Source organism: uncultured Acetobacterium sp., assembly GCF_927416815.1.
In the GTDB taxonomy this organism is placed as follows: Bacteria; Bacillota; Clostridia; order Eubacteriales; family Eubacteriaceae; genus Acetobacterium.
In genome coordinates, this window is sequence record NZ_CAKMJU010000103.1 from 1 (window position 1) to 21,316 (window position 21,316).

Here is a 21,316-nt window from a genome sequence, read left to right on the forward strand (position 1 = left end):
TGCTTGGGGGTAGAGGTCTTACTTCAGTCATTGTCGCCAAAGAGGTTGAACCAACCTGTCATCCGCTAGGAAACAAAAACAAATTGGTTTTTGCCCCAGGGTTGTTGTCGGGCACTATGGCAGCTAACGCAGGACGTTTATGGGCTGGGGCTAAAAGCCCATTAACCGGCGGTATTAAGGAGAGTAATTCGGGTGGAACGGCTGCCCATAGATTAGCGAAGGACAATTCTTGTTCTCCTTGCGACGCCTTATGATATCTCAATTAACAATAAAAAATAAATATGTTTAGACCCGTAAAGTAATGGTTCTAAACATATTATACGAGGAGGGAAAAAATGAGTGATTTGCGGTTTTGTCCCAAGTGCGGGACCAGTATAAAGACGGGCGAAAGATTTTGTGGAAACTGTGGTTTCGATACCGAAACGGTAATCGATTTTGATAAAGTTAATTTATCGCATCAGCAGTCAAAATTAGTTGGCAGTCCAGACCATCCCCAATTTACAGGAGCGGGTCAAATTCAGGCGAAAACAGCTCCAAATCAGGGGCAGAAGTCATCTAAAATGCCGATAATTATTATCACTGTCGTATTGGCATCACTAGTCTTAATCGGCGGCATCGCTTTCTGGTGGTTTAGTCAGGGACAGCATTTATTTGTCAAACCAGGATCTGTGGGAGGAAGCCAGACGAGTGGGGTGGTATTAGAGCTGCCGAGCTATTCGTTAAATGAAGGTTCTTATACCACCGAGCAGAAAGTGGCAATTACGATCCCTTCAGGCGAAGCAGTTCAGGTTTATTATACCATCGACGGCTCTGATCCAACCGCTGCATCGGCCAAATATGAGAATCCGATTGTATTGCAGGCTAATACTACCCTGAAGAGCATTGCGATTGATAAAAACGGCAATCAGAGCGCCATCAAAACGGCCGCCTATACAATTTCAATTCCCCAGCCGCAAACAACCGACCCGCAAACCACCCAACCGCAAACAACCACGACAACCCCAGCTGCTTCAACTAATGCTGATGAACGGGCTCAATTTGAGCGTAATATTGAAGGAACCTGGAAGGTTCGCGAATCCAGCGGCTTTGTTTTATATTATACCTTTATTGGCGGAAGGGTTAATGTAACCGATGGCGGTAGTGATTATTTTGATGGAGTCTACAGCTTTAATATCGCCCCGGGGAATAATGGCACCATCGGGACTGTTGATGCTGGCACCCACAGCTTTTCAATTGACTGTAATCCGTTGGGGGATAATGCCATTTTTATTAACGGGATGTATGCCACCTATTATTACTAGGCAGCGACCTCAAAACAATAAAATAGCCACACGATCGATTTTGATCGTGTGGCTGTTTTGGTTTTATTACTTAATAGCAAAGGTTTATTCAATTATTCATTAAATAATTGTGGCAGGCGCGGGCGGCTTCGCGGCCTTCGTTAATAGCCCAGACAACCAGGCTTTGGCCACGACGGATATCGCCGGCAGCAAAGATATTTGGCACACTAGTCTGGTAAACACCGTAATCGGCTTTAACATTGGAGCGGGAATTGCGTTCTAAACCTAATTGGTCAACCAGCAAATCATCTGGCCCCAGGAATCCCATCGCCAGTAAAACCAGATCAGCAGGCAGAACTCTCTGCGTTCCAGGGATTTCTTTCATGGTCATGCGTCCGGTCTCATCAGTTAGCCACTCTATTTCGACGGTATGGACTGCGGTTACATTGCCTTGGGCATCGCCAACAATTTTTTTAGTGGTGGTGCAGTATTGGCGGGGGTCGCTACCATACAGGGCGACCGCTTCTTCCTGGCCGTAATCGAGTTTATAAGTTTTAGGCCATTCCGGCCAGGGATTATTCTCATTTCGGATGGCCGGTGGTTTAGGCATAATTTCCAGTTGCAGCACACTTTTACAGCCATGACGGATAGAAGTGGCAACACAATCGGTGCCGGTGTCACCACCGCCGATAATGACCACATGCTTATCCGCGGCTGATGTAAAGTTACCATCGGTCAGGTTGGAGTCGAGTAAGCTTTTGGTATTTGCTGACAAAAAGTCGATCGCAAAATCGACGCCCTTAAGATTTCGGCCTTCGACCGGTAGATCCCGCGGCTTGGTGGCGCCGCCGCATAACACAACAACATCGTAATCGGCTTTTAAATCAGCTACGGGGTAATCTTTGCCGACCTCGGTACTGGTGACAAAGTTAATCCCTTCGGCGCTCATCAGATCAACGCGGCGCTTTACCACCTCAATTTTATCGAGCTTCATATTGGGGATACCATAGGTCAGCAGTCCGCCAACCCGGTCAGCACGTTCATAAACGGTGACCTGGTGACCGACCTTATTCAGCTCGGCAGCACAGGCCAGTCCTGCTGGACCAGAGCCGACCACGGCAATTTTCTTGTCAGTCCGATGCTTAGGTGGATTAGCGGTAATCCACCCTGCCTTGAAGGCATGATCAATAATCGTACATTCATTGACCTTAATGGTAACCGGAGGTTCGTTCAGTCCGACAGTACAGGCGCCTTCGCATGGTGCCGGGCAAACCCGGCCAGTAAACTCAGGGAAGTTGTTGGTAAGCAGCAGTCGCGCCAAGGCTTCCTTCCATAATCCTTTATAGATCATATCATTCCATTCAGGAATTAAGTTATGAATCGGGCAACCCGAGGCACCGCCGGCAATCATCATTCCGGAGTGGCAGTAGGGAACACCGCAATCCATGCAGCGAGCTCCCTGAAGCTGCTGTTTTTCTTGGGGAAGTTCTAAATGAAACTCTGCCCAATCTTTAATCCGTTCGAGCGGTTCCCGATCGCTGGGGACTTCCCGCTTATATTCTAAAAATCCTGTTGATTTTCCCATCTTAGTCTACCTCCTCACTAATTTCCGCTTACCCGGGACAGATCCCGGTTATTTTCATCAAAAGCTGCCATTAAGGCCTCGTCGCCGGTAAGACCCAGGGCTTTAACCCGTTCCATGGCATCCAGCATCCGTTTATAATCGCGCGGTAAAACCTTGGTAAACTGTTTGACATAGGTATCAAAATCATCCAGAATTTTTTGAGCCAGAGAACTGTTGGTATAATCGCGGTGTTTCACTATTAAATCTTTTAACTCAGCACGTTCAGTGGCATCGGTAATTTTAACCAAATCAACCATCTCGGCATTACAGGATTCGCAGAAATTTTCGTCAAGATCAAGGACATAGGCGATCCCGCCGGACATTCCGGCTGCGAAGTTTCGACCTGTTTTTCCAAGGATAACGACCTTGCCGCCAGTCATGTATTCACAGCCATGATCACCGACTGATTCAACCACAGCGGTAACCCCACTGTTGCGGACACAGAAACGCTCACCAGCAGCACCGCGGATATAGGCTTGACCCTCGGTGGCACCATAGAAGGCGACATTCCCAACGATGATGTTCTCTTCAGGCACAAAGGTGGCTTCTTTAGGCGGATAGATCACCATTTTTCCGCCCGACAAACCTTTGCCGAAATAGTCATTGGCATCACCTTCAAGTTTAATGGTCATCCCTTTGGGAATAAAAGCACCCAGACTTTGGCCGGAAGAACCGGTCAGGTTAAGCGTGATAGTATCCTCAGGCAAACCGGCTTCACCATAGCGTTTGGTCACTTCATTGCCGATGATGGTACCAACCACCCGGTTGACATTTTTAATGGTGGTAGTGATTTCGACCTTTTCAGCTTTTTCCAGAGCCGGTTGACACAGGTCTAGCAATTCGGTTAAATCTTTGGATTTCTCGATATTATGATTTTGTTTGATTTGACAAAATAAACCGCCGCCTTCGGGTACCTCAGGCTGGTATAAAATACTGGAGAAATCCAGACCCTTTGTTTTCCAGTGCTTGATGGCCTTGTTCATTTCTAGTTTATCGGAACGGCCAACCATTTCATCGATGGTTTTAAAACCAAGCTCTGCCATAATTTCGCGTAGTTCCTGGGCAATAAATTTCATAAAATTGACTATGTGTCCAGGATCGCCGGTAAAGCGCTTGCGTAGTTCGGGGTTCTGTGTTGCCACCCCAACCGGGCAGGTATCCAGATGACAGACCCGCATCATCACGCAACCAAGAATAACCAGCGGGGCGGTAGCAAAGCCGTATTCTTCAGCACCTAAGAGGGTCGCCACCGCTAAATCTTTACCGGTTAACAGCTTCCCGTCAGTTTCAACTTTGACCCGGGTTCTTAAGTTATTAAGGACCAGGGTCTGGTGGGTTTCAGCCAATCCCAGTTCCCAGGGCAGACCGGCATGACGGATGCTGGTTCGCGGGGATGCCCCGGTTCCGCCGTCATAACCACTGATTAGAATCACATCAGCCTTGGCTTTAGCGACCCCAGCAGCGATGGTGCCAACGCCAACCTCAGAAACCAGTTTGACATTGATTTTAGCTTCCCGATTAGCATTTTTTAAGTCATGAATCAGTTCTGCCAAATCTTCAATCGAATAGATATCATGGTGGGGCGGCGGAGAAATCAGGCCGACTCCAGGGGTGGAGTAACGGGTTTTGGCAACCCAGGGATAAACCTTACGCCCTGGTAGCTGGCCGCCTTCGCCCGGTTTTGCACCCTGAGCCATTTTAATCTGAATTTCCTGGGCACTGGACAGGTAATGGCTGGTGACACCAAAACGTCCGGAGGCCACCTGTTTGATGGCACTAAGCCGGGAGTCGCCGTTGTGCAGCGGAATGTGTCGCTCCGGATCCTCGCCACCTTCGCCGGTATTACTCTTGCCGCCGATCCGGTTCATGGCGATAGCCAGGCTTTCGTGAGCCTCGCTGCTCAAAGAACCGTAAGACATGGCGCCGCTCTTAAAGCGGGTGCAGATACTTTCCACCGATTCGACCTCATCAATGGCAATCGGCTGACGGTCTTTAAAGGCCATCAGGCCTCTTAGGGTACAGGTGCGCTGACTCTGTTCATCGATCATGGCCGTATATTCCTTATAGGTCTGATAGTCACCGATCCGACAGGCTTTTTGCAATTTATAAACGGCTTCGGGATTATAGGTATGATACTCGCCATCGGCTCGCCATTGGAAATTTCCGCCGGACTCCAATGCATCGGCATCGGCAAAAGGATTATGATAGGCTTCATCGTGACGCATCTGCGATTCCCGGGCAATTTCATTGATCCCGATCCCTTCAATTCGCGATGGAGTACGGGTAAAGTATTTGTCAATCACATCCGAGTTGATTCCAACCGCTTCAAAGATCTGAGCCCCGTGATAGCTTAAAATGGTTGAAATCCCCATTTTCGAAAGCACCTTGATAACACCTTTGCTGACGGTTTTAATATAGGTTTTAACAGCCTTCTCATAGGCGACATCGGTTAACATCCCCCGACTAATCAGATCTTCGATGCTTTCAAAGGCCAGATAAGGGTTAATGGCGGTGGCGCCATAGCCGATCAGCACCGCAAAATGATGAACCTCACGGGGTTCGCCGGATTCAACAATCAGGCTGACCCGGGTGCGGGTTAGATTATTAATTAAATGGTGGTGGAGTCCGGAGATCGCCAGTGCCGACGGTATGGGCAGCATCTTGGCATTAACGCCACGATCAGAAAGGACAATAATGGTGTTGCCATCAGCAATCGCCTGGTCAGCAGCCACAAAAAGATTTTCGAGGGCTTGCTCCAGACCATCACCGCCGGTATGGCTTTCAAACAGGGTTGACAGGGTGATCGTTTTGATCAGCGGATCATCGATTTCGCGGATTTTTTGCAGCTCTTCGTTGCTAACAATCGGCATCTCCAGGCTAACCTGGTGACAGCTTTCGGGTAAGGGATGAATCAGATTCCCTTCGCCGCCTAGATAGACTTCGGTACCGGTGATCAGTTCTTCGCGGAGGGCATCGATCGGGGGATTAGTTACCTGGGCAAACATTTGCTTGAAGTAATTAAACAGTAGCTGGGACTTATCCGATAAAACCGCTAATGGGATATCATTACCCATCGCGCCAATGGGGTCGACCCCGTCCTTGGCCATCGGAATGATCAGGGCTTTTAAGTCTTCGTAGGTATAACCAAATGATTTTTGACGTTGAACCAGGGTTTCTTTATCGGCGCTTATTTTTGTTTTTGGTAGCGGCAGCTGATCCAGGCTGATATTATGTTCGGCAATCCACTTGGCATAAGGCTCCTGGGAAGCAACGGAATGTTTTAAGTCTTCATCATTGATGATTTCACCTTTTTCGGTGTCGATCATCAGCATCCGACCGGGCTTTAAACGCTCCTTGCAGACAATGTTTTCAGGTGGAATATCTAAAACGCCGACCTCCGAAGATAGGATAACCAGGTCATCTTTGGTGACATAGTAACGGGACGGTCGCAAACCGTTGCGGTCAAGGACTGCCCCCAGTCGAACACCATCGGTAAAAGCGATCGCAGCCGGACCATCCCAGGGTTCGAGCATCCGCGAATGGTAATTATAAAAAGCTTTTTTTTCGGGGCTCATGGTGGTATGTTTAGACCAGGGTTCGGGAATCATCATCATCGCGCTATGAGCCAGCGAACGGCCGGTTAAACTTAAAAATTCAAAGGCGTTATCAAAGATCGACGAGTCACTGCCGTCGACATCAACCACCGGAAAGGTTTTTTGCAGTTCATTGCCAAAGAGCTCGCTTTGCAGCAGCGATTGACGGGCATACATCCAGTTGACATTACCGCGGAGGGTATTGATTTCACCGTTGTGAATCACATAACGGTTGGGATGGGCTCTTTCCCAGCTGGGGAAGGTATTGGTGCTGAAACGGGAATGAACCATGGCGATGGCAGTGGTTACATCGGGATCCTGAAGGTCGAGATAGAATTGACCGACCTGATCTTCAGTCAGCATCCCTTTATAAACGATCGTACGGGAAGAAAAGCTGGCCGCATAAAAAGATAGACCCAGCTTTTTAGTTGCTTTGTCAACTTGTTTACGGATGGTGTAGAGTTTTCTTTCAAAAGCCATCGAATCGGTGAGTATCGGATTTTTCTTGATAAAGACTTGTTTAAGAAATGGCATGCTTGCAACTGCAGTTTTACCAAGATCACAGAGATCGACCGGGACATCCCGCCAGCCCAGTAAGTCTTGTCCTTCTTTCTTGATCGTCTCTTCGAGAATGCTTTCGCATTGCTTTCTTTCGTTGGCATCGGTGGGCATAAATAACATCCCCAAACCGTAGTCCCCAGGTTGGGGCAGGGTAAAGCCTTCTTTAATGGTTGCTTTTTCCATAAACTGGTGGGGGATCTGAATTAGAATCCCGGCGCCGTCACCGGTGTTTTGTTCGGAACCGCGTCCGCCCCGGTGCTGTAAATTAATCAGTGTTGTTAAAGCCTGCTTGACAATATCGTGGGATTTTCTTCCTTTGATATGGACAATCGCTCCAATTCCACAGGCATCGTGTTCAAAAGCGGGATCGTAAAGTCCCTGTTTTGGTGGTAAGTTAGTGTGTTTCATCGTGTTTTACCTTCCTCAGTAAATTCGTGTTATTAAATTAAGGGAATCAATTCAAAGGATTTAAAGTAAAGCTTTATGCGTGTGATTCTGCCTGATTGCAAGATCGTCCTTTGATCATCAATATCGACCAAAGGAAAAAGACGGTGTCATCCTAAATAAAAGAAATGATGATCAATTAAAACTTCCCTATTGTATTTAATCGGATTGAGTTTTATAATTATACTACAAAGTGTAATAATTACCAGCAAAATTTCTCGACAAAAGCAAGTAAAATCAAGGTATAGCGGTTATGTATTTAGCAAATCAGTGCAATTACTGTTCTTGTATGGCGCTCAATTGTTTTTCTAAACCGCACAGTCAAGCCTTGTATGCGGTTGCATCAAGCGTTGAGCAGATATCAACGATTGGTCAATTAAAGGCTAATGTTTTTTTTGTAAAAGAGGCGATAAAAATAGCTCTATCTTAATTATAACCGGAATAACGGTTTAATAGAGATAGAGCTTGATGGCGTTTAGCTTGGAATCATTAGTTGTTTTATTTAGCGGTGCAGTAATTTAAGCCTCGAGCCTGCTGCATTTAGATAAATATCACGTCTAGATAAATAAACGCTTGGGCTAGAACATTTCCTTACTGAGCTGATCGATCACGTCGCTGGTCGCTTCATATACGCCAGGGAAGGAACTAATATTTAAGCCCTGACTTAAGCATGGAATAAAATAAAGTTTGCCACATTCTTCACAGGCTTTTTTGGTATCCTCATAGATTTTTTCTCGGGTCCAGCCGGGGAAATCAACCCGGCCACTGTCGATATCACCCATAAAGGTAATTTTTTCGCCGTATTTCTTGATCAGTTCTGGCACATTGTTGGTTGTCATTACCCCCTGCCAGATATCAATGCCCATTTCAATCATAAAGGGAACCAGATTGGCAGCATAGGAATCGCTGTGGTGAATAATCAGTTCGACACCATTGGCTTTCCAGAATCCATAGACCTGCTTGTAAGCAGGAACAATGAACTCATTAAACATTTGTGGGGAAATAAAAGAAGAAATCTGGCTGCCCCAGTCGTCATGATGGAATAATGCATCGGGATGAATGTGTTTAATCACTTCTGCGGCGTAGGCCAATTCATATTCAACAACATAATCAATCAGCTCCTTCATCGCTTCAGGTTCTTCATATAAGGCCATCAGAGCATCTTCCATACTCATTAAATGATGGGTCATTTCAAAAATCCCGGGGGCGCAAAATGCGGTGACAAATTTGTCATTACGGTCGACTGACTTTGCATGCGCTTCGGCTGCCGCCCACTCTTCATCGGTATAGAATACGGAAGGTGCTTTGACTTCATTTTTCCAATCGGTGATGTCTTTTAAAGCCTTGTGTTCTTCATCATGCATCGGAAAAGAACCAATTTGATCGGCGGGCCAATCAAAGGTGATCCCCCATTTATTTTTAACGCGCGTGCCAGGAGCGGGAGCCAGCGGAAGATCCATCGGAGCTTCCATAATCAGTTCCATAAATTCGTATTGATTGACAAATCGATCGGGTGTGCCACCCTTAATAACTTCCATCAAATTTTGTCTTTTAGTTAACATCGCAATACCTCCTAAAATTTTGGTCTGTTCATTTAAACAATTGAATTTTATTTTAAAATCAGTTTGCTATGATTGGTGGGAATATAAAATTTAAGCGGTGGCCAACTCGCGGGCTTTGACGGCTGCACTACCGGCATCGGGAGCATATCCATCGGCGCCAACTTCAGCTGCGTATTCCGGGGTTACCGGAGCCCCGCCGACGATCACTTTGACATCCGGAAAAGCCGCTTTGACGGTTGCCACTGCTTCTTTTAAGGCGGGCATGGTGGTGGTTAGCAGACCGGAACATGCGACGATTTTGACATTGGTATTATCTTTAACGGCCTGAACGAAGGTGTCAGCTGGCACATCAACACCCAGATCAACCATATCAAAGCCAGCACTTTCGATCATCATCGAGACCAGATTTTTGCCAATATCATGGAGATCACCGGCTACGGTACCGATGACACAGGTACCCAGGGAGGTAGAACCATCGCCAGCCATCAGTGGTTTTAGAACCTCGACCCCTTTTGACATGGCTTTGGCGGCGATTAACATTTCGGGAACAAAAATTTCTCCAGCTGAGAATTTATCTCCAACCACACCCATTGATTCGACCATTGCCTGAAGGACTTCGGCAGGTGCGCTGCCCTCGTCTAAGGCTTCCTGAACTAATCCGGGAACCAGTTTCGACTTTCCGGCTTCGACCTTTGCTTTGACTTCTTCAATTTTCGACATCTTTTTTTCCTCCTGTATAATGTGATTTGTTGTGATATCAGCCGATATCAACTATGTTAACGATGTTTACGTGTGTGCGTAAGCAAATCGTTAAGAACTTTTAAAAACGAATGAAGGCATCCAATAAAAACGTTTGCACGTTATATTGTAATTGCTTGTAAGCAATTACAATATATAATACTCTAAGCAAAAAGTCAATTAAATTCGTAAATTAAAAGTATAATGCTAAAATATCGATTAAGAAAACGATTAAATCATAATAAAGATTAAAAATAAAAAGATGCTGCTATTGTTCGCAAACAATAGCAGCATCTTCGATGTACAAATAATTTTTAACTTCTTTTAGTTGGGGATATTCTTCAAGGAGTCGATCGACGGTGCAGTTAGCTGAACTGATCAAAGATTTAAGGAGCAGGCTTTGATAATCTATTTTCAAAGAATAGAACATCTGATTGATGCACAGATCAAAAATCTCGTCTTTCGAAATGAGGATTTCTTTTTCATATTGTTTCATGGTTAAAGCCCGGATCACCCCAAAGGATGCCGTAACCGCACAACTACAAAGGAGCTCTTTTTCAGATTCATCTATTTGATCGTTCTGATTTACCAGGGTTTGGTAAAGTGAGTAGAGATTGCCGTCGCGGGTAGCTTTTTCAAGCAAATCGAACTTATTCATTTCATAAATAAAGCGGTCGTAGTGGGGATCGATTCCAGTTAACTGAAAATGCAGTTTAAAAAAAGTTATTAATTGTAATAGCTCATCATTGGTGGGAAGATACTTGAGCAGGTGCGAGTATAGGGTTTCATAATTATTATTAAGCATATCGCTGGCGATGATGTCTTTTGTTTTGAAATAGTAGGTAACCAAACCCAGATTTACACCTGCTTCTTTGGCGATCAGGGTGTTTGGGGTGTTAGCGTAACCATTTTCCAGGTAGAGCCGCTTGGCAGCATTGTAAATTTTATCTCTCGTATTCATGACGATTGTCCTCGTTCTCTTTATTATAGGAATATAATAGCATAAAAAATGAAAAGCCGTCCATGCCTAAATTATTTACCGACAAAATAGCCAAACAAGTAGTTGGAAAAAAGAGCATCTTAAATAGGATTACAGACCAGTGGTCACTAAGACATAAAGAAGTTGATTAACTTGTCCCTACCAGGGTATTAAAACAAGACTAGTAAGGGATCAAAACTGATTCTTATTCGAATAATTTGGGTTAAGAAAGATGAGGATGATAGTATGAAAAGGTTAAAGTTATCAATAGTGATGGGAATCGCTGCAACGCTGATCTTAGTCCTGACCGGTTGTGGCGGCAGTGAAAATGGTGGTAGTGCTACCGGTCAGTCTGATCTTTCAAGAGATACCGTTTATGAGTTTTATGATGCGGTGGAGTTGGATCAGACCAAGGCAGAGGTGGATGCAAAATTACGGGTGACACCAACTGAAAGCGCCCAAATGGGCAACATCTTTACGTACGTGAATGAGGATAGCGGTTTTGGGGTCAGTGTTATGTTTGATGAAAATGGAATCGCCACAAGTAAAACCTTGTTTTACTCAATGACGAAAGATTTGGCTTTTTTAACAAAAAAAGCTGTGACCAAAGAACAGGCTGAGAACATTCCTGATGGCGCCACCTATGATGATGTTAAAAATATGCTCGGCGGTGACGGAACCGAAACCAGTGTTACCCAGATCCCTTTTGAAGACAACAAGCTAAGCTACATCAGGGTATGGATCAATCCCGATGGCACGATGCTTCAGGTCGTCTTTTTAACGGATGGAACGATCGGCAAGGTGATGTTTTTTGATTAGTCAGAAACCGATAAGCGAAACCAATATTAAAATTCTTAAGTATTGCCTGAAATGAAGGGAGAATATAAAGTATTTATGTTATAGTAATATATCGTAAATGGAATGGTTATAATAAAAGCAAAGGATTACATATGAAGGATAATACTACAAAGATGATACCGCAGTGCGAAGGGAGGACAGCATGACTACTAAAATAAGAAGAATAAGACGATGGCTTGCAATAATGATGGTTTTCTTCTTGCTGTTTCCAGCAGGGAGTTATGCAGAAGATGTAGTTTATCCTGGCGATCAATCGATTGAGACAGCGATACAAGATAATAGCAGTACCGCGATAAATGAAGAGCTGGGGCAGGGTAATGAAACACCGGCTGAGATACAAACCCTTGATGCGGTGCCAGCGGTTAATATCAACGAGAACCTCGATCAGCAGATCATTATCATCTATAAAGATAGCGGTGAAGATAATGTCAAAAATCTGGCTCTGACTGATGAAGAGGTAGTTTCTGGTGAACAGGTTTCAAATCGGGTTGATCTCATCGAAGTTAGCGAAGATACCAATATAGAGGCCTTGATGGCCGAGATGGAACAAAACCCAAATGTCTTGACAGTCGATAAAAATGATAAAATTGAAGTGACTGCCCTTCCTAACGATCCCTATATTGTGAGTGGTGCCGCCTGGCAGTTTCAACGGGTTGGAGCTGACCAGACCTGGGATCAGGTAAACAATGCGGCTCCGGTTGTGGTTGCGGTCATTGATACGGGCCTAAATGTTAATCATCCTGATCTGATCGGCAATATCGTGGCTGGGTATGATTTTGTTACTGGAAAACCCAATGTTATCGATTTGGCCGGTCATGGCACCGCCGTCAGCGGAACCATTGCGGCTGTGGCCAATAACGGGATTGGTGGCGCCGGAATTGCGGGACTGGCCAATATAAAAATTGCCCCTTATCGGACTGGCGGTGCCTATAGTGGCGATACCCAGCTGGATGTGGCTTATATTTGTGCGGCACTGCTAAAAGCAGCTGAGCGGCCAGAGGTGAAGGTAATCAATATGAGTTTTGGTGGCTACGGAACCTTTTCTTCATTGGCGGTGGCTGTTAATGAGGCCGTCAACGCCGGAAAAATTGTGGTCGCTTCTTCAGGCAATGAAGGGGAATCCTGGAATGCTCGGGTCGGCCAGTATTCCTATCCGGCATCCTATGATCATGTTATTTCGGTCGGAGCCATTAATAAGAACAATGTCCGGGCATCATTTTCACAATACAATGATCGGGTCGATTTAAGTGCCCCGGGTCAATCGGTATTAACGACCTCCAGAAGTGGTGGTTACGAGTATGCCAGCGGAACTTCTTTCTCCAGCCCGATCGTAGCCGGCGCCTGTGCGGTACTAGTCGCAGCAGATCCCAGCTTAAATGCACAAGAGGTTGAGGCGATTCTCAAAAGCACTGCCTTGGACCTGGGAGCAGCAGGCAGTGATCCTTACTATGGCAGCGGTTTGATTCAGCTGAATACGGCGGTGGCTTCGATTAATTCCAATCAAAAAACTGGCATTACCTATCGTACTCATGTCCAGAATGTCGGTTGGCAGGGTTGGCGGAGTGATGGCCAGAGCAGTGGTACTTCCGGCCAATCGCTACGGCTTGAAGGCATCGAAATCAAGACTGATAAATTAACCTATAATCTTGGTATTGAGTACCAGACCCATGTCCAAAATATTGGCTGGCAGGGTTTTAGGAGCGATGGTCAAACCAGCGGAACCTATGGTCAATCATTGCGATTAGAGGCCATTCAAATTCGTCTCACCGGCCCCGATGCACCCAACTATGATGTTTATTATCGGGTACACAGCCAGAACTATGGTTGGCTGGACTGGGCTAAGAATGGCGCAAATTCAGGAACTCAGGGCAAGGGCTTAAGGCTTGAAGCGATTGAAATAAAAATTGTCCCTAAAGAAGATGCACCACCGGGCTCAACCAATCGACCGTTTATTATTTAAAAATAATAAACGGTCAAAATTTTGATTAAAATTGATGAATTGGGGTAGATTGATTATCAGAGAACATGTAATGATTAATAAAAAAGGAAGGAGTAATTGGAGATGATAATTAGCTGGGACAATATCAGCGAAGTGAACCGACGCATTAAAGAACGGGATCTTGACTATAAGGTCCATTTAAGTGATTCCTGCGGTGGCCAAAGCATGTGGATTGAAGCCTTAAGCAAGGACAATCGTTTTGACAATCTGGATGATTTGAACGGTTTGATACAGGATTATTTTTCGGAGATTCATGCCGATGTCGAGTTCAGCTGGGATAAAAAATCCTTTTGGTCAAAAGATCGTTCCCTGGTATTCTAATAGGGAGTATTTTTAAGCTTAAGTGAATGGGACACCCATATAAATAAAACACCATAAACAGGAGCCTTGCAGCCCCCTGTTTATGGTGTTGTTATTTTTTGATTCCTTTTAGGTGCCAGCTTTATAATTTAGCCAGCAGTTCCTGTTTCTTCTGGTTGAATTCTTCCTCGCTGATAATTCCCTTCTCTTTTAAACCAGCCAATTTTTCAATCATCGCAATGGGATCTTCTTGAGCTGGCGCGGCAGTTGGGGTGACGGTTTCAGAAGGCTCGGATGAGGGTTGGTCGGGAGCTGCCGCGGCAACCCCGGCTGGTTTATGGTCATTATAAATCTTTATTATCTGTTGGGCTTCGCGGGCATAGAGGATGCTGATGGTTTCGATCGCATCGGCTGTTTTTATTTCGGTATCATTGGGGTTCATTCCCATGGTCAGCGACAAATCGAGAAAAGAAACGGTGCTGAGTTGGGTGGTTAGCGACAAAATCTGGTCGTAGGGAAAACTCTTTCTGGTGTCTAAATCCCGGTCATAGAGAACAATTTTGCGGCTGGTACAGGTGATAAACTTTTTGGAAACGAGGCTGCCCATTCCCCAGGCAAAATAGACTAGCTGTTCATCAGGCTCCAGAAAACTTTTAACAATTTCGCGGGTGGTGGGATCGAGTTTGGCAGCGATGAAGGCATCGACCTGGTCATCAGCAATCACAAAATCATTGTTGCTCAGGCGCCAGAGATACTCGGTTAAGGTGATAATATCAATATCTTTGACGCCTTCGGCTGGGCTGGTGATCAGGGTGATCCCGTTAACAAGGAGCTTGCAGTGGTCAGTATCTTTAGTGATGGTGATGGAAAAGAGCTTTTCTTTGGGAATCGAACCGACAACAAAAAATGAATGGTTTTCCGGGAAAAGCACTTTAAAATAAAGGTTACTGGTGGTAAGCAGGATGGTCTGACCCTTGGAGTCTTTAAATTGAAATAAGAACTTTTCCTGGTCAGTATAGGTCGAAAAAGTTTTCAAAATATTTTTTAGCAGCTTTTCTTCATCAGGGTACATATCAATTCTGGTTGCCGTCGGGCTGTTGGCAGGAAATAAAAGTTTCTCATTGAATTCTTTTGTAAACTCAAGGACTTCCTCATCGGTGGCATTAATCAAGGGCTGGGCAGGTGCATCGGCGGGATTAAGAAGCTGCTCCAACAGGGTGTCAGTATAGGTTTTGATCCGCAGTTCCATCTCGGCTCTTAGCCGATCCTGTTCTTCTTTTTTAAGGGCTAAATCGGCTTGAATTGAATCAATACTTTCCTTGGCCAAATCGGTAACGTCTTTAAATAGATCCTTTAATCCCATGATTGATCTCCTTTTAATTGATTAATTACTATTTTATTTGATTATTTTCATTTTACCTAAGGATCAGCAAAATAGCAAATAAAAACAGCCATCTGACCTTTTCTTTAAGATAAGTTCAGATGGCTTAAGTACAATTATTTAATTAAGGATTATTAGCCTTTTAGAATTGAAAGGGCTTCTTCCCGGCCACATTCCATCAGGTATGGAATTTTGGTGACCTTAGCACATTCTTCAGTTAAGGACATCAGCTCGTTGCGGGTGATGCTTTCGGTATTGAAGCATCGGGCACCGGCCATCAACTGTTGTAAGCCAACTCGGATTTTGTCAGAGTAGCTATAGATGCCGATCGCTCCCAAAGGAATGTTTTTAATTTCTTTGGAACCAACGATGTCCTTGACCGCTTCGTAGCAGACAAAAATTTCTTCTATCGTGGAACCGAATTCGCTGACAGTTTTGGGTAGCTTATTCTCTTTGATCCACTGGTCGATATTCTTGCCAACCATTCCCGGAATCATCAGGGCACGACCCATGCAAACTGCCTTAACATATGGTGCACCGAGGGCGAGCGCTTTGAAGACACCGTCTTCACTGCTGAAGCCGCCAGCAAAGGCCAAATCAGGAACACGTTCACCTTGAGCTTCTAGAATCTGGGCAAATTCAATGGCTGCTGAATGCAGATAAATCGAAGGCATACCCCATTCTTCCATCATTCTCCAGGGGCTCATACCGGTTCCACCAGGAGCGCCATCGATGGTTAACAGGTCGATTTTTGCTTTCGAACACCATTTCATCGCCATGGCCAGTTCTCTTAAACCATAAGCGCCGGTTTTTAAGGTGATCCGTTTGTAGCCTAAGGCGCGTAAACGTTCAACTTCTTCCATAAAGCTTTCTTCGCTGATAAAGCCCAGACGGCTGTGTCGTTCAAATTCATGAATCGCACCGTCATTGAAGGCTGCCTGAATAACTGGATCCATCGGGTCTGGGGTAACGATGTAACCACGTTTTTGGAGTTCCATGGCGCGTTCGATGGTATTGACCTTAATTTCGCCACCGATACATTTTGCACCCTGACCCCATTTGAGTTCAATGGTTTCAATCTTGTGTTTGTTAATGATATATTCAGCAACGCCGAGACGGGTATCTTCAACATTCATTTGGATTAGGATTTCACCTTTTCCAGTATGATATTTTTTATAGGCTTCGATCCGGCGATCCATGTCAGGTGCTTCGATCACCATATTGTTTTTGTCCAGAACCAGACGGGGATCAATCCCACAGACATTTTCGCCACAGACAATGGTAACTCCTGAAACAGCAGCACCTACGGCAAAATGATCCCAGTTTTTCCGGGCGATTTCGGTGGAGCCCAAAGCACCGGTAAAGATTGGAACGTTCATCGCTACCTTAGAATCCCAGCCATAGGCACATTCAGTACTGACATTTGGGAAACGGGCATTGTCTGGTGTTCCTACTTCGCCATTGGGCAGGCCTTTGGCACCCAGGGCATAACCCTGAATATTTAAATGAGAATAATCGACGGGATAGTCCTTGTCACCACCGGCGGTTACATCACCGAAAGGACCTGGATAGATCAGTTCCCGGCCTCTGAATGTGGCCTTGAAAACTTCGCAATTTCCGCGACATCCATCCACACAGCGTGAACAGAGCCCAGAACATGGGACAATACTTTTTGAGCGGTTAAAGGTTTCGGTGGCGTCATTGCCATTAGGTCTTTGAAGATTCATTAATTTTCCCCCTTGAAAATCTGTTTATAAAATTATGTAAAATTTTGACGATGATTTGCACCTTTGCAAATTATCCATTAGCTTTACACTCGACTAAAAACTTACTTTACCATTATAAATCAAATATTAAGATTGTCAATAGAGTCTCGAAACAGTGAAAAGCCGACAAAAACGGGGATCAAAAACGGTTTTGTTTTTATTTTAACGACAGATATAATAAAAATTAACCATCCTGATATAAATGGGCTAATTTTGCGGACAGTTGTATGCATAATGCGACCTAATTTATGGCCGAAAAATATTTCGAAAATTTCGATCTTCTGTGATGTCATCACAGAAAAAAATCGGGAAAGGCGGTAAAATATAGTTAATCAAAGAAGATTTGAAATTTGCACGAATAAATGATATAAAGGAAGGTATTATTATGTTAAACTTATTATCAAGAAAATCAGAATCAAAAAATTCAGTCAAGAGAATGTCCCCAGATGAGGCTAAAAAACGATTAGATGCCAATGAACCGATCGTACTTCTCGATGTCAGAGAAAAAGCCGAATATGTAAGTGGGCATATTCCCAACAGCATTAATCTGCCACTGAGTCAAATTCAGACAGTCGGTGGAATCCTACCGGATAAAAATGCCACCATTTTTGTTTATTGCTTAAGTGGCGGCAGATCCCAAAGTGCCGCCAGCCAGATGGTTAAAATGGGATATCAAAACATATACAATCTTGGCGGCATCAGCGGTTGGAAATATGGAACCGTCAGTGGCAGTCATTAAATAAAGACAAAAAATGAGGTAGTTATGGGAGAACAAAGGATTCAGGCATTAACTAGAAAAATATTGCTAAAAATATCACCTCCCGGAAATGGTGATATTGTCGGTGATCAGGAACGTATTCAAAGCGCATTGACCCCAGATTTCGGGACGGTGCGTTTTTCCCCTCGTCTGCTCAAAAAAGTATACCCCTTGTGCCGCGAGGCTAATTGGGAGATTACCCTGACCCTATTAAAAAACGGTAGAGTCTGGGAGCTGGTGGAACTGGAGTCCGGGGATCAGCGCGATGCTCATTTTGGCCTAGCGGTGGACTTAGGCTCTACCTCAGTGGCCATGAAGATGGTCGATCTAAATACCGGAAAGGTATTGGGGGAAGAAAGTATTTTAAATCATCAGATTCAATATGGTGATGATATCCTCAGCCGCATCTTTTATGCCAAGAATAAACCCGATCATCTCATTGCAGTACAGGAAGCAACCCTGGGCACCTTTAATGCTTTGTTGAGCCGCCTAGAAACAGCAACTGGGATCAGTGCTGAGAAGTCCTGCATCATGGTCGTTTCAGGCAATACGACGATGATCCACTTTTTATTGGGGATTGATCCCTGGCCTATCTTTGAGTATCCCTTTGCGCCGGTGTTTAACCATACCGGTTATTTGGACGCCCGCGATCTCGGCCTTAACACCAGTGGCTATCTTTATTGCATGCCCTCGGTGGCCAACTATTTAGGTGGCGATACCGTCAGTGGCCTGTTGGTTGCCGGACTTCACGAAAAAGATGAATTAGGCTTATTTATTGATATTGGCACCAATGGTGAAATGGTCTTAGGAAATAAGCACTTTCTAGTGGCTGGCGCCGGAGCCGCCGGACCGGCACTAGAAGGCGGGATTAGTAAAAATGGCATGAAGGCCACCGCCGGTGCCGTGGACTCGGTTATCATTTCCGAAAATGAGCTCAGGTTGACGACCATCGGCGGGCATCGGCCGCGGGGCATTTGCGGATCCGGGATTGTTGATTTGATTGCTCAAATGCTATTAAGTGGTTGGATTGATTTTTCCGGCCGCTTTAATCCCGAGAAGTCCTCGCGGATCGTGATTCGTGACGGCGAGTATGGAGTCCTATACGCCAGCCGGGAAGAATCAGGCAATGGTCAAGAACTGCTGTTTACCCAAAGTGATATGAGCCAGTTCATCGATACCAAAGCTGCCGCCTCTACCATGGTTGCCTATCTGCTGGAACGGCTGGGGGTTGAACCGATCGATGTCGATCGACTGTATGTTTCCGGAGCCTTTGGGACGTATATCAATCTGGAGTCGGCAATCACCATCGGCCTTTATCCTGATTTACCGAGAGAACGTTTTGTTTCGTTGGGTAATAGCTCCTTGCAGGGCGCTTATGTGTTGTTAACGGATGATCAGAAAATGGAGGAAGTGACCAGGCTTCAGGAACGGATCGAATATCTGGAATTTGGAGCGGCCACGGACTTTATCTCCCGGATGTATGCCGCCCGCTTTCTACCGCACACCGACTTTGATCTCTATCCCACGGTTAAGGCCGCGCTTAGAAAACAGGGACGATTTCGGTAGTAATTTAGTAAGCTTTCAAATAAATAAGCTTTCAAATAAATAAGTAAAACAATAAGAACCCCGGTGATTGGTATACCAATCACCGGGGTTCTTATTTAAGAAAAAATCTATTTCACTTCCATTTGGGGCAGGCTGTCAAAACCGATTTGGAGATCTTCATCAGTCGGAACATAGTCGGTCATGTTGCCGGCGTTGTAGTTCATATAGGCGGTCATATCAAAGTAGCCGGTACCGGTTAAACCAAAGACAATGATTTTCTTTTCGCCGGATGCCTTACAGGCGATCGCTTCATCAACGGCGGCTTTAATCGCATGAGCAGATTCGGGCGCAGGCAGAATCCCTTCGATTCGGGCAAATTGGGTGGCGGCCTCAAAAACTTCATTTTGGGTATAAGATTTAGCACGGATGTAACCGTCATGGTAAAGCTTGGAAATGATCGGACTCATCCCGTGGTAGCGTAATCCGCCGGCGTGGTTAGGAGATGGCATGAAACCACTGCCTAAGGTGTACATCCGAATCAGCGGGGTGGTTTTTCCGGTGTCGCCAAAGTCCAGGGCATAGCGTCCCCGGGTTAACGATGGGCATGACGCCGGTTCGACAGCTAAAAAGTCGATGTCATTCTGGCCTTCGATTTTTTCGGCCATAAAGGGGGCAATCAGACCCAGTAAATTGGATCCACCGCCGGCACAGCCAATGATGATATCCGGTTTGATATCATATTTGTCGCAGGCGATCTTGGTTTCTAGCCCAATAATGGACTGGTGTAGACCGACATGGTTTAAGACGCTGCCCAGGACATATTTGCAGCTGTCGGTCGTGACTGCCACCTCAATCGCTTCGCTGATGGCACAGCCTAAGGATCCGTTGGTATCCGGGGTTTCGGCTAAGATTTTTCGGCCGGCGTTGGTGGTGTTGGAAGGCGAGGCAATCACCTTGGCACCATAGGTTTCCATTACCGCCCGACGGTGCGGTTTCTGTTCGGCTGAAATCTTAACCATATAAACGGATAAGTCCAGATGATAGTAGGCACAGGCCATTGACAGGGCAGTGCCCCATTGTCCGGCTCCGGTTTCGGTAGTTAATGAGGTTAAACCCTGCTTTTTGGCATAGTAGGCCTGGGCAGCAGCAGAGTTTAGTTTATGGGAGCCAGAGGTGTTAGTGCCCTCGTATTTATAGTAGATTTCGGCTGGCGTATCTAATTCTTTTTCCAGACAATAGGCTCGAACCAGCGGCGAGGGCCGGAACATTTTGTAGAAACTCTGGATTTCTTCAGGAATTTCAATGAATTCATCGGTAGTATTGAGTTCCTGGTCGACTAATTCTTCGCAGAATACCGGCAGCAGTTCTTCTTTGCTACAGTATTCACCGGTGCCAGGATTCACAAAAGGCTCTGGCAGCTCCTTCATTTTGGCTCGCAGATTGAACCAGTATTTTGGCATCTCATCTTCACTTAAATAAATCTTATAGGGTATCTTTTCCATGACTATTTCCTTTCTTTCTGTGGTTAACTCATTACAGACAGCGGTCTGTAAATACAAAAAACTCGTCCTCTACTAAACGTAAAGGACGAGTATAACGACTCGTGGTGCCACCTTTTTTTACAGGATCAAACCTGCCTCTGCAGAATACCAACATATTCCTCAACACTGACGTAGTTGTCACGTCATGGAATACTCAGCCTAAGCCTTTGACCATGCCCTCAGCGGTCCATTTGATGGATTGCCTTCTGCAAGGCTCTCAGCCTACCTCGCTCTCTGTTAGTGCATCTTCCACCGTTATCTCCGCATCAACGGTTTGTTTTTATCTAATTATCTATATTTTAAATGAAACATTAAGAAAAGTCAATTAGTAAATTCTAATCTTGACAATTATCGGGAAATGAAGTACAATCGATTTGTAAAGAAATTG

14 protein-coding genes and 1 pseudogene are annotated in these 21,316 nt (G+C 45.3%); 7 read left to right on the top strand and 8 right to left on the bottom strand.

The genetic code is table 11. The annotated features are described in order from the left end of the window. Positions 1-221, top strand: a pseudogene (locus QZ998_RS13350) (aldehyde ferredoxin oxidoreductase N-terminal domain-containing protein); the annotation flags it as partial. Positions 222-335: 114 nt separating this feature from the next. Next, on the top strand, positions 336-1,301 hold the full coding sequence (locus QZ998_RS13355; protein ID WP_296561326.1) for a chitobiase/beta-hexosaminidase C-terminal domain-containing protein: 966 nt from the start codon (positions 336-338) through the stop codon (positions 1,299-1,301). An 88-nt stretch (positions 1,302-1,389) separates the two neighbouring features. Here the strand turns inward: QZ998_RS13355 and QZ998_RS13360 are convergent, their stop codons facing one another. The 5 genes from QZ998_RS13360 to QZ998_RS13380 form a co-directional block, all read right to left on the bottom strand. Next, positions 1,390-2,865: a glutamate synthase subunit beta gene (locus tag QZ998_RS13360; protein WP_296561327.1), complete on the bottom strand. Its 1,476-nt coding sequence runs from the start codon at positions 2,863-2,865 to the stop codon at positions 1,390-1,392. 17 nt (positions 2,866-2,882) lie between these two features. After that, positions 2,883-7,466 carry a glutamate synthase large subunit gene (gene gltB / locus QZ998_RS13365; RefSeq protein WP_296561328.1) on the bottom strand — a complete coding sequence of 1,528 codons (4,584 nt, stop codon included), beginning with the start codon at positions 7,464-7,466 and terminating at the stop codon, positions 2,883-2,885. Between the two features lie 614 nt (positions 7,467-8,080). After that, complete coding sequence (locus tag QZ998_RS13370) at positions 8,081-9,064, bottom strand: uroporphyrinogen decarboxylase family protein (protein ID WP_296561329.1); 984 nt, start codon at positions 9,062-9,064, stop codon at positions 8,081-8,083. 90 nt (positions 9,065-9,154) lie between these two features. Continuing rightward, positions 9,155-9,784, bottom strand: coding sequence for a corrinoid protein (locus QZ998_RS13375; RefSeq protein WP_296561330.1), 630 nt, complete (start codon positions 9,782-9,784; stop codon positions 9,155-9,157). Positions 9,785-10,070: 286 nt separating this feature from the next. Beyond that, positions 10,071-10,763: a TetR/AcrR family transcriptional regulator gene (locus QZ998_RS13380; protein WP_296561331.1), complete on the bottom strand. Its 693-nt coding sequence runs from the start codon at positions 10,761-10,763 to the stop codon at positions 10,071-10,073. Positions 10,764-11,027: 264 nt separating this feature from the next. On the opposite strand from QZ998_RS13380, the gene QZ998_RS13385 reads away from it, so the two are divergent. The 3 genes from QZ998_RS13385 to QZ998_RS13395 all read left to right on the top strand — a co-directional run bounded on the left by QZ998_RS13385 (position 11,028) and on the right by QZ998_RS13395 (position 13,959). Then, positions 11,028-11,600 (top strand): hypothetical protein, encoded by a 573-nt coding sequence (locus tag QZ998_RS13385; RefSeq protein ID WP_296561332.1) that lies wholly within the window; start codon positions 11,028-11,030, stop codon positions 11,598-11,600. A gap of 181 nt (positions 11,601-11,781) precedes the next feature. Next, the gene (locus tag QZ998_RS13390) at positions 11,782-13,599 is read left to right on the top strand and encodes a S8 family serine peptidase (RefSeq protein WP_296561333.1); all 1,818 of its coding nucleotides are present in this window, start codon (positions 11,782-11,784) and stop codon (positions 13,597-13,599) included. Between the two features lie 102 nt (positions 13,600-13,701). Continuing rightward, a complete protein-coding gene (locus tag QZ998_RS13395) occupies positions 13,702-13,959 on the top strand; it encodes a hypothetical protein (protein ID WP_296561334.1) in 258 nt (85 codons plus the stop codon). A 121-nt stretch (positions 13,960-14,080) separates the two neighbouring features. Here the strand turns inward: QZ998_RS13395 and QZ998_RS13400 are convergent, their stop codons facing one another. Next, positions 14,081-15,301, bottom strand: a complete 1,221-nt coding sequence (locus QZ998_RS13400) for an SHOCT domain-containing protein (protein ID WP_296561335.1) — start codon at positions 15,299-15,301, stop codon at positions 14,081-14,083. 152 nt (positions 15,302-15,453) lie between these two features. Continuing rightward, positions 15,454-17,046, bottom strand: a complete 1,593-nt coding sequence (locus QZ998_RS13405) for an FMN-binding glutamate synthase family protein (RefSeq protein WP_296561336.1) — start codon at positions 17,044-17,046, stop codon at positions 15,454-15,456. A gap of 424 nt (positions 17,047-17,470) precedes the next feature. Between QZ998_RS13405 and QZ998_RS13410 the strand changes: the two genes are divergently transcribed. Both QZ998_RS13410 and QZ998_RS13415 read left to right on the top strand, forming a co-directional pair. Continuing rightward, complete coding sequence (locus tag QZ998_RS13410) at positions 17,471-17,824, top strand: rhodanese-like domain-containing protein (RefSeq protein WP_296561337.1); 354 nt, start codon at positions 17,471-17,473, stop codon at positions 17,822-17,824. A gap of 24 nt (positions 17,825-17,848) precedes the next feature. Next, positions 17,849-19,408 carry an ASKHA domain-containing protein gene (locus QZ998_RS13415; RefSeq protein ID WP_296561338.1) on the top strand — a complete coding sequence of 520 codons (1,560 nt, stop codon included), beginning with the start codon at positions 17,849-17,851 and terminating at the stop codon, positions 19,406-19,408. Positions 19,409-19,515: 107 nt separating this feature from the next. Here QZ998_RS13415 and QZ998_RS13420 read toward each other — a convergent pair whose 3' ends face one another. After that, positions 19,516-20,889, bottom strand: a complete 1,374-nt coding sequence (locus tag QZ998_RS13420) for a TrpB-like pyridoxal phosphate-dependent enzyme (RefSeq protein WP_296561339.1) — start codon at positions 20,887-20,889, stop codon at positions 19,516-19,518. Between the last annotated feature and the right edge of the window lie 427 nt (positions 20,890-21,316).

Bases quoted from the DNA above. Each gene is read 5' to 3' on its own strand.
- QZ998_RS13355 (WP_296561326.1), top strand. From the start codon at position 336: ATGAGTGATTTGCGGTTTTGTCCCAAGTGCGGGACCAGTATAAAGACG.
- QZ998_RS13360 (WP_296561327.1), bottom strand. From the start codon at position 2,865: ATGGGAAAATCAACAGGATTTTTAGAATATAAGCGGGAAGTCCCCAGC.
- gltB (WP_296561328.1), bottom strand. From the start codon at position 7,466: ATGAAACACACTAACTTACCACCAAAACAGGGACTTTACGATCCCGCT.
- QZ998_RS13370 (WP_296561329.1), bottom strand. From the start codon at position 9,064: ATGTTAACTAAAAGACAAAATTTGATGGAAGTTATTAAGGGTGGCACA.
- QZ998_RS13375 (WP_296561330.1), bottom strand. From the start codon at position 9,784: ATGTCGAAAATTGAAGAAGTCAAAGCAAAGGTCGAAGCCGGAAAGTCG.
- QZ998_RS13380 (WP_296561331.1), bottom strand. From the start codon at position 10,763: ATGAATACGAGAGATAAAATTTACAATGCTGCCAAGCGGCTCTACCTG.
- QZ998_RS13385 (WP_296561332.1), top strand. From the start codon at position 11,028: ATGAAAAGGTTAAAGTTATCAATAGTGATGGGAATCGCTGCAACGCTG.
- QZ998_RS13390 (WP_296561333.1), top strand. From the start codon at position 11,782: ATGACTACTAAAATAAGAAGAATAAGACGATGGCTTGCAATAATGATG.
- QZ998_RS13395 (WP_296561334.1), top strand. From the start codon at position 13,702: ATGATAATTAGCTGGGACAATATCAGCGAAGTGAACCGACGCATTAAA.
- QZ998_RS13400 (WP_296561335.1), bottom strand. From the start codon at position 15,301: ATGGGATTAAAGGATCTATTTAAAGACGTTACCGATTTGGCCAAGGAA.
- QZ998_RS13405 (WP_296561336.1), bottom strand. From the start codon at position 17,046: ATGAATCTTCAAAGACCTAATGGCAATGACGCCACCGAAACCTTTAAC.
- QZ998_RS13410 (WP_296561337.1), top strand. From the start codon at position 17,471: ATGTTAAACTTATTATCAAGAAAATCAGAATCAAAAAATTCAGTCAAG.
- QZ998_RS13415 (WP_296561338.1), top strand. From the start codon at position 17,849: ATGGGAGAACAAAGGATTCAGGCATTAACTAGAAAAATATTGCTAAAA.
- QZ998_RS13420 (WP_296561339.1), bottom strand. From the start codon at position 20,889: ATGGAAAAGATACCCTATAAGATTTATTTAAGTGAAGATGAGATGCCA.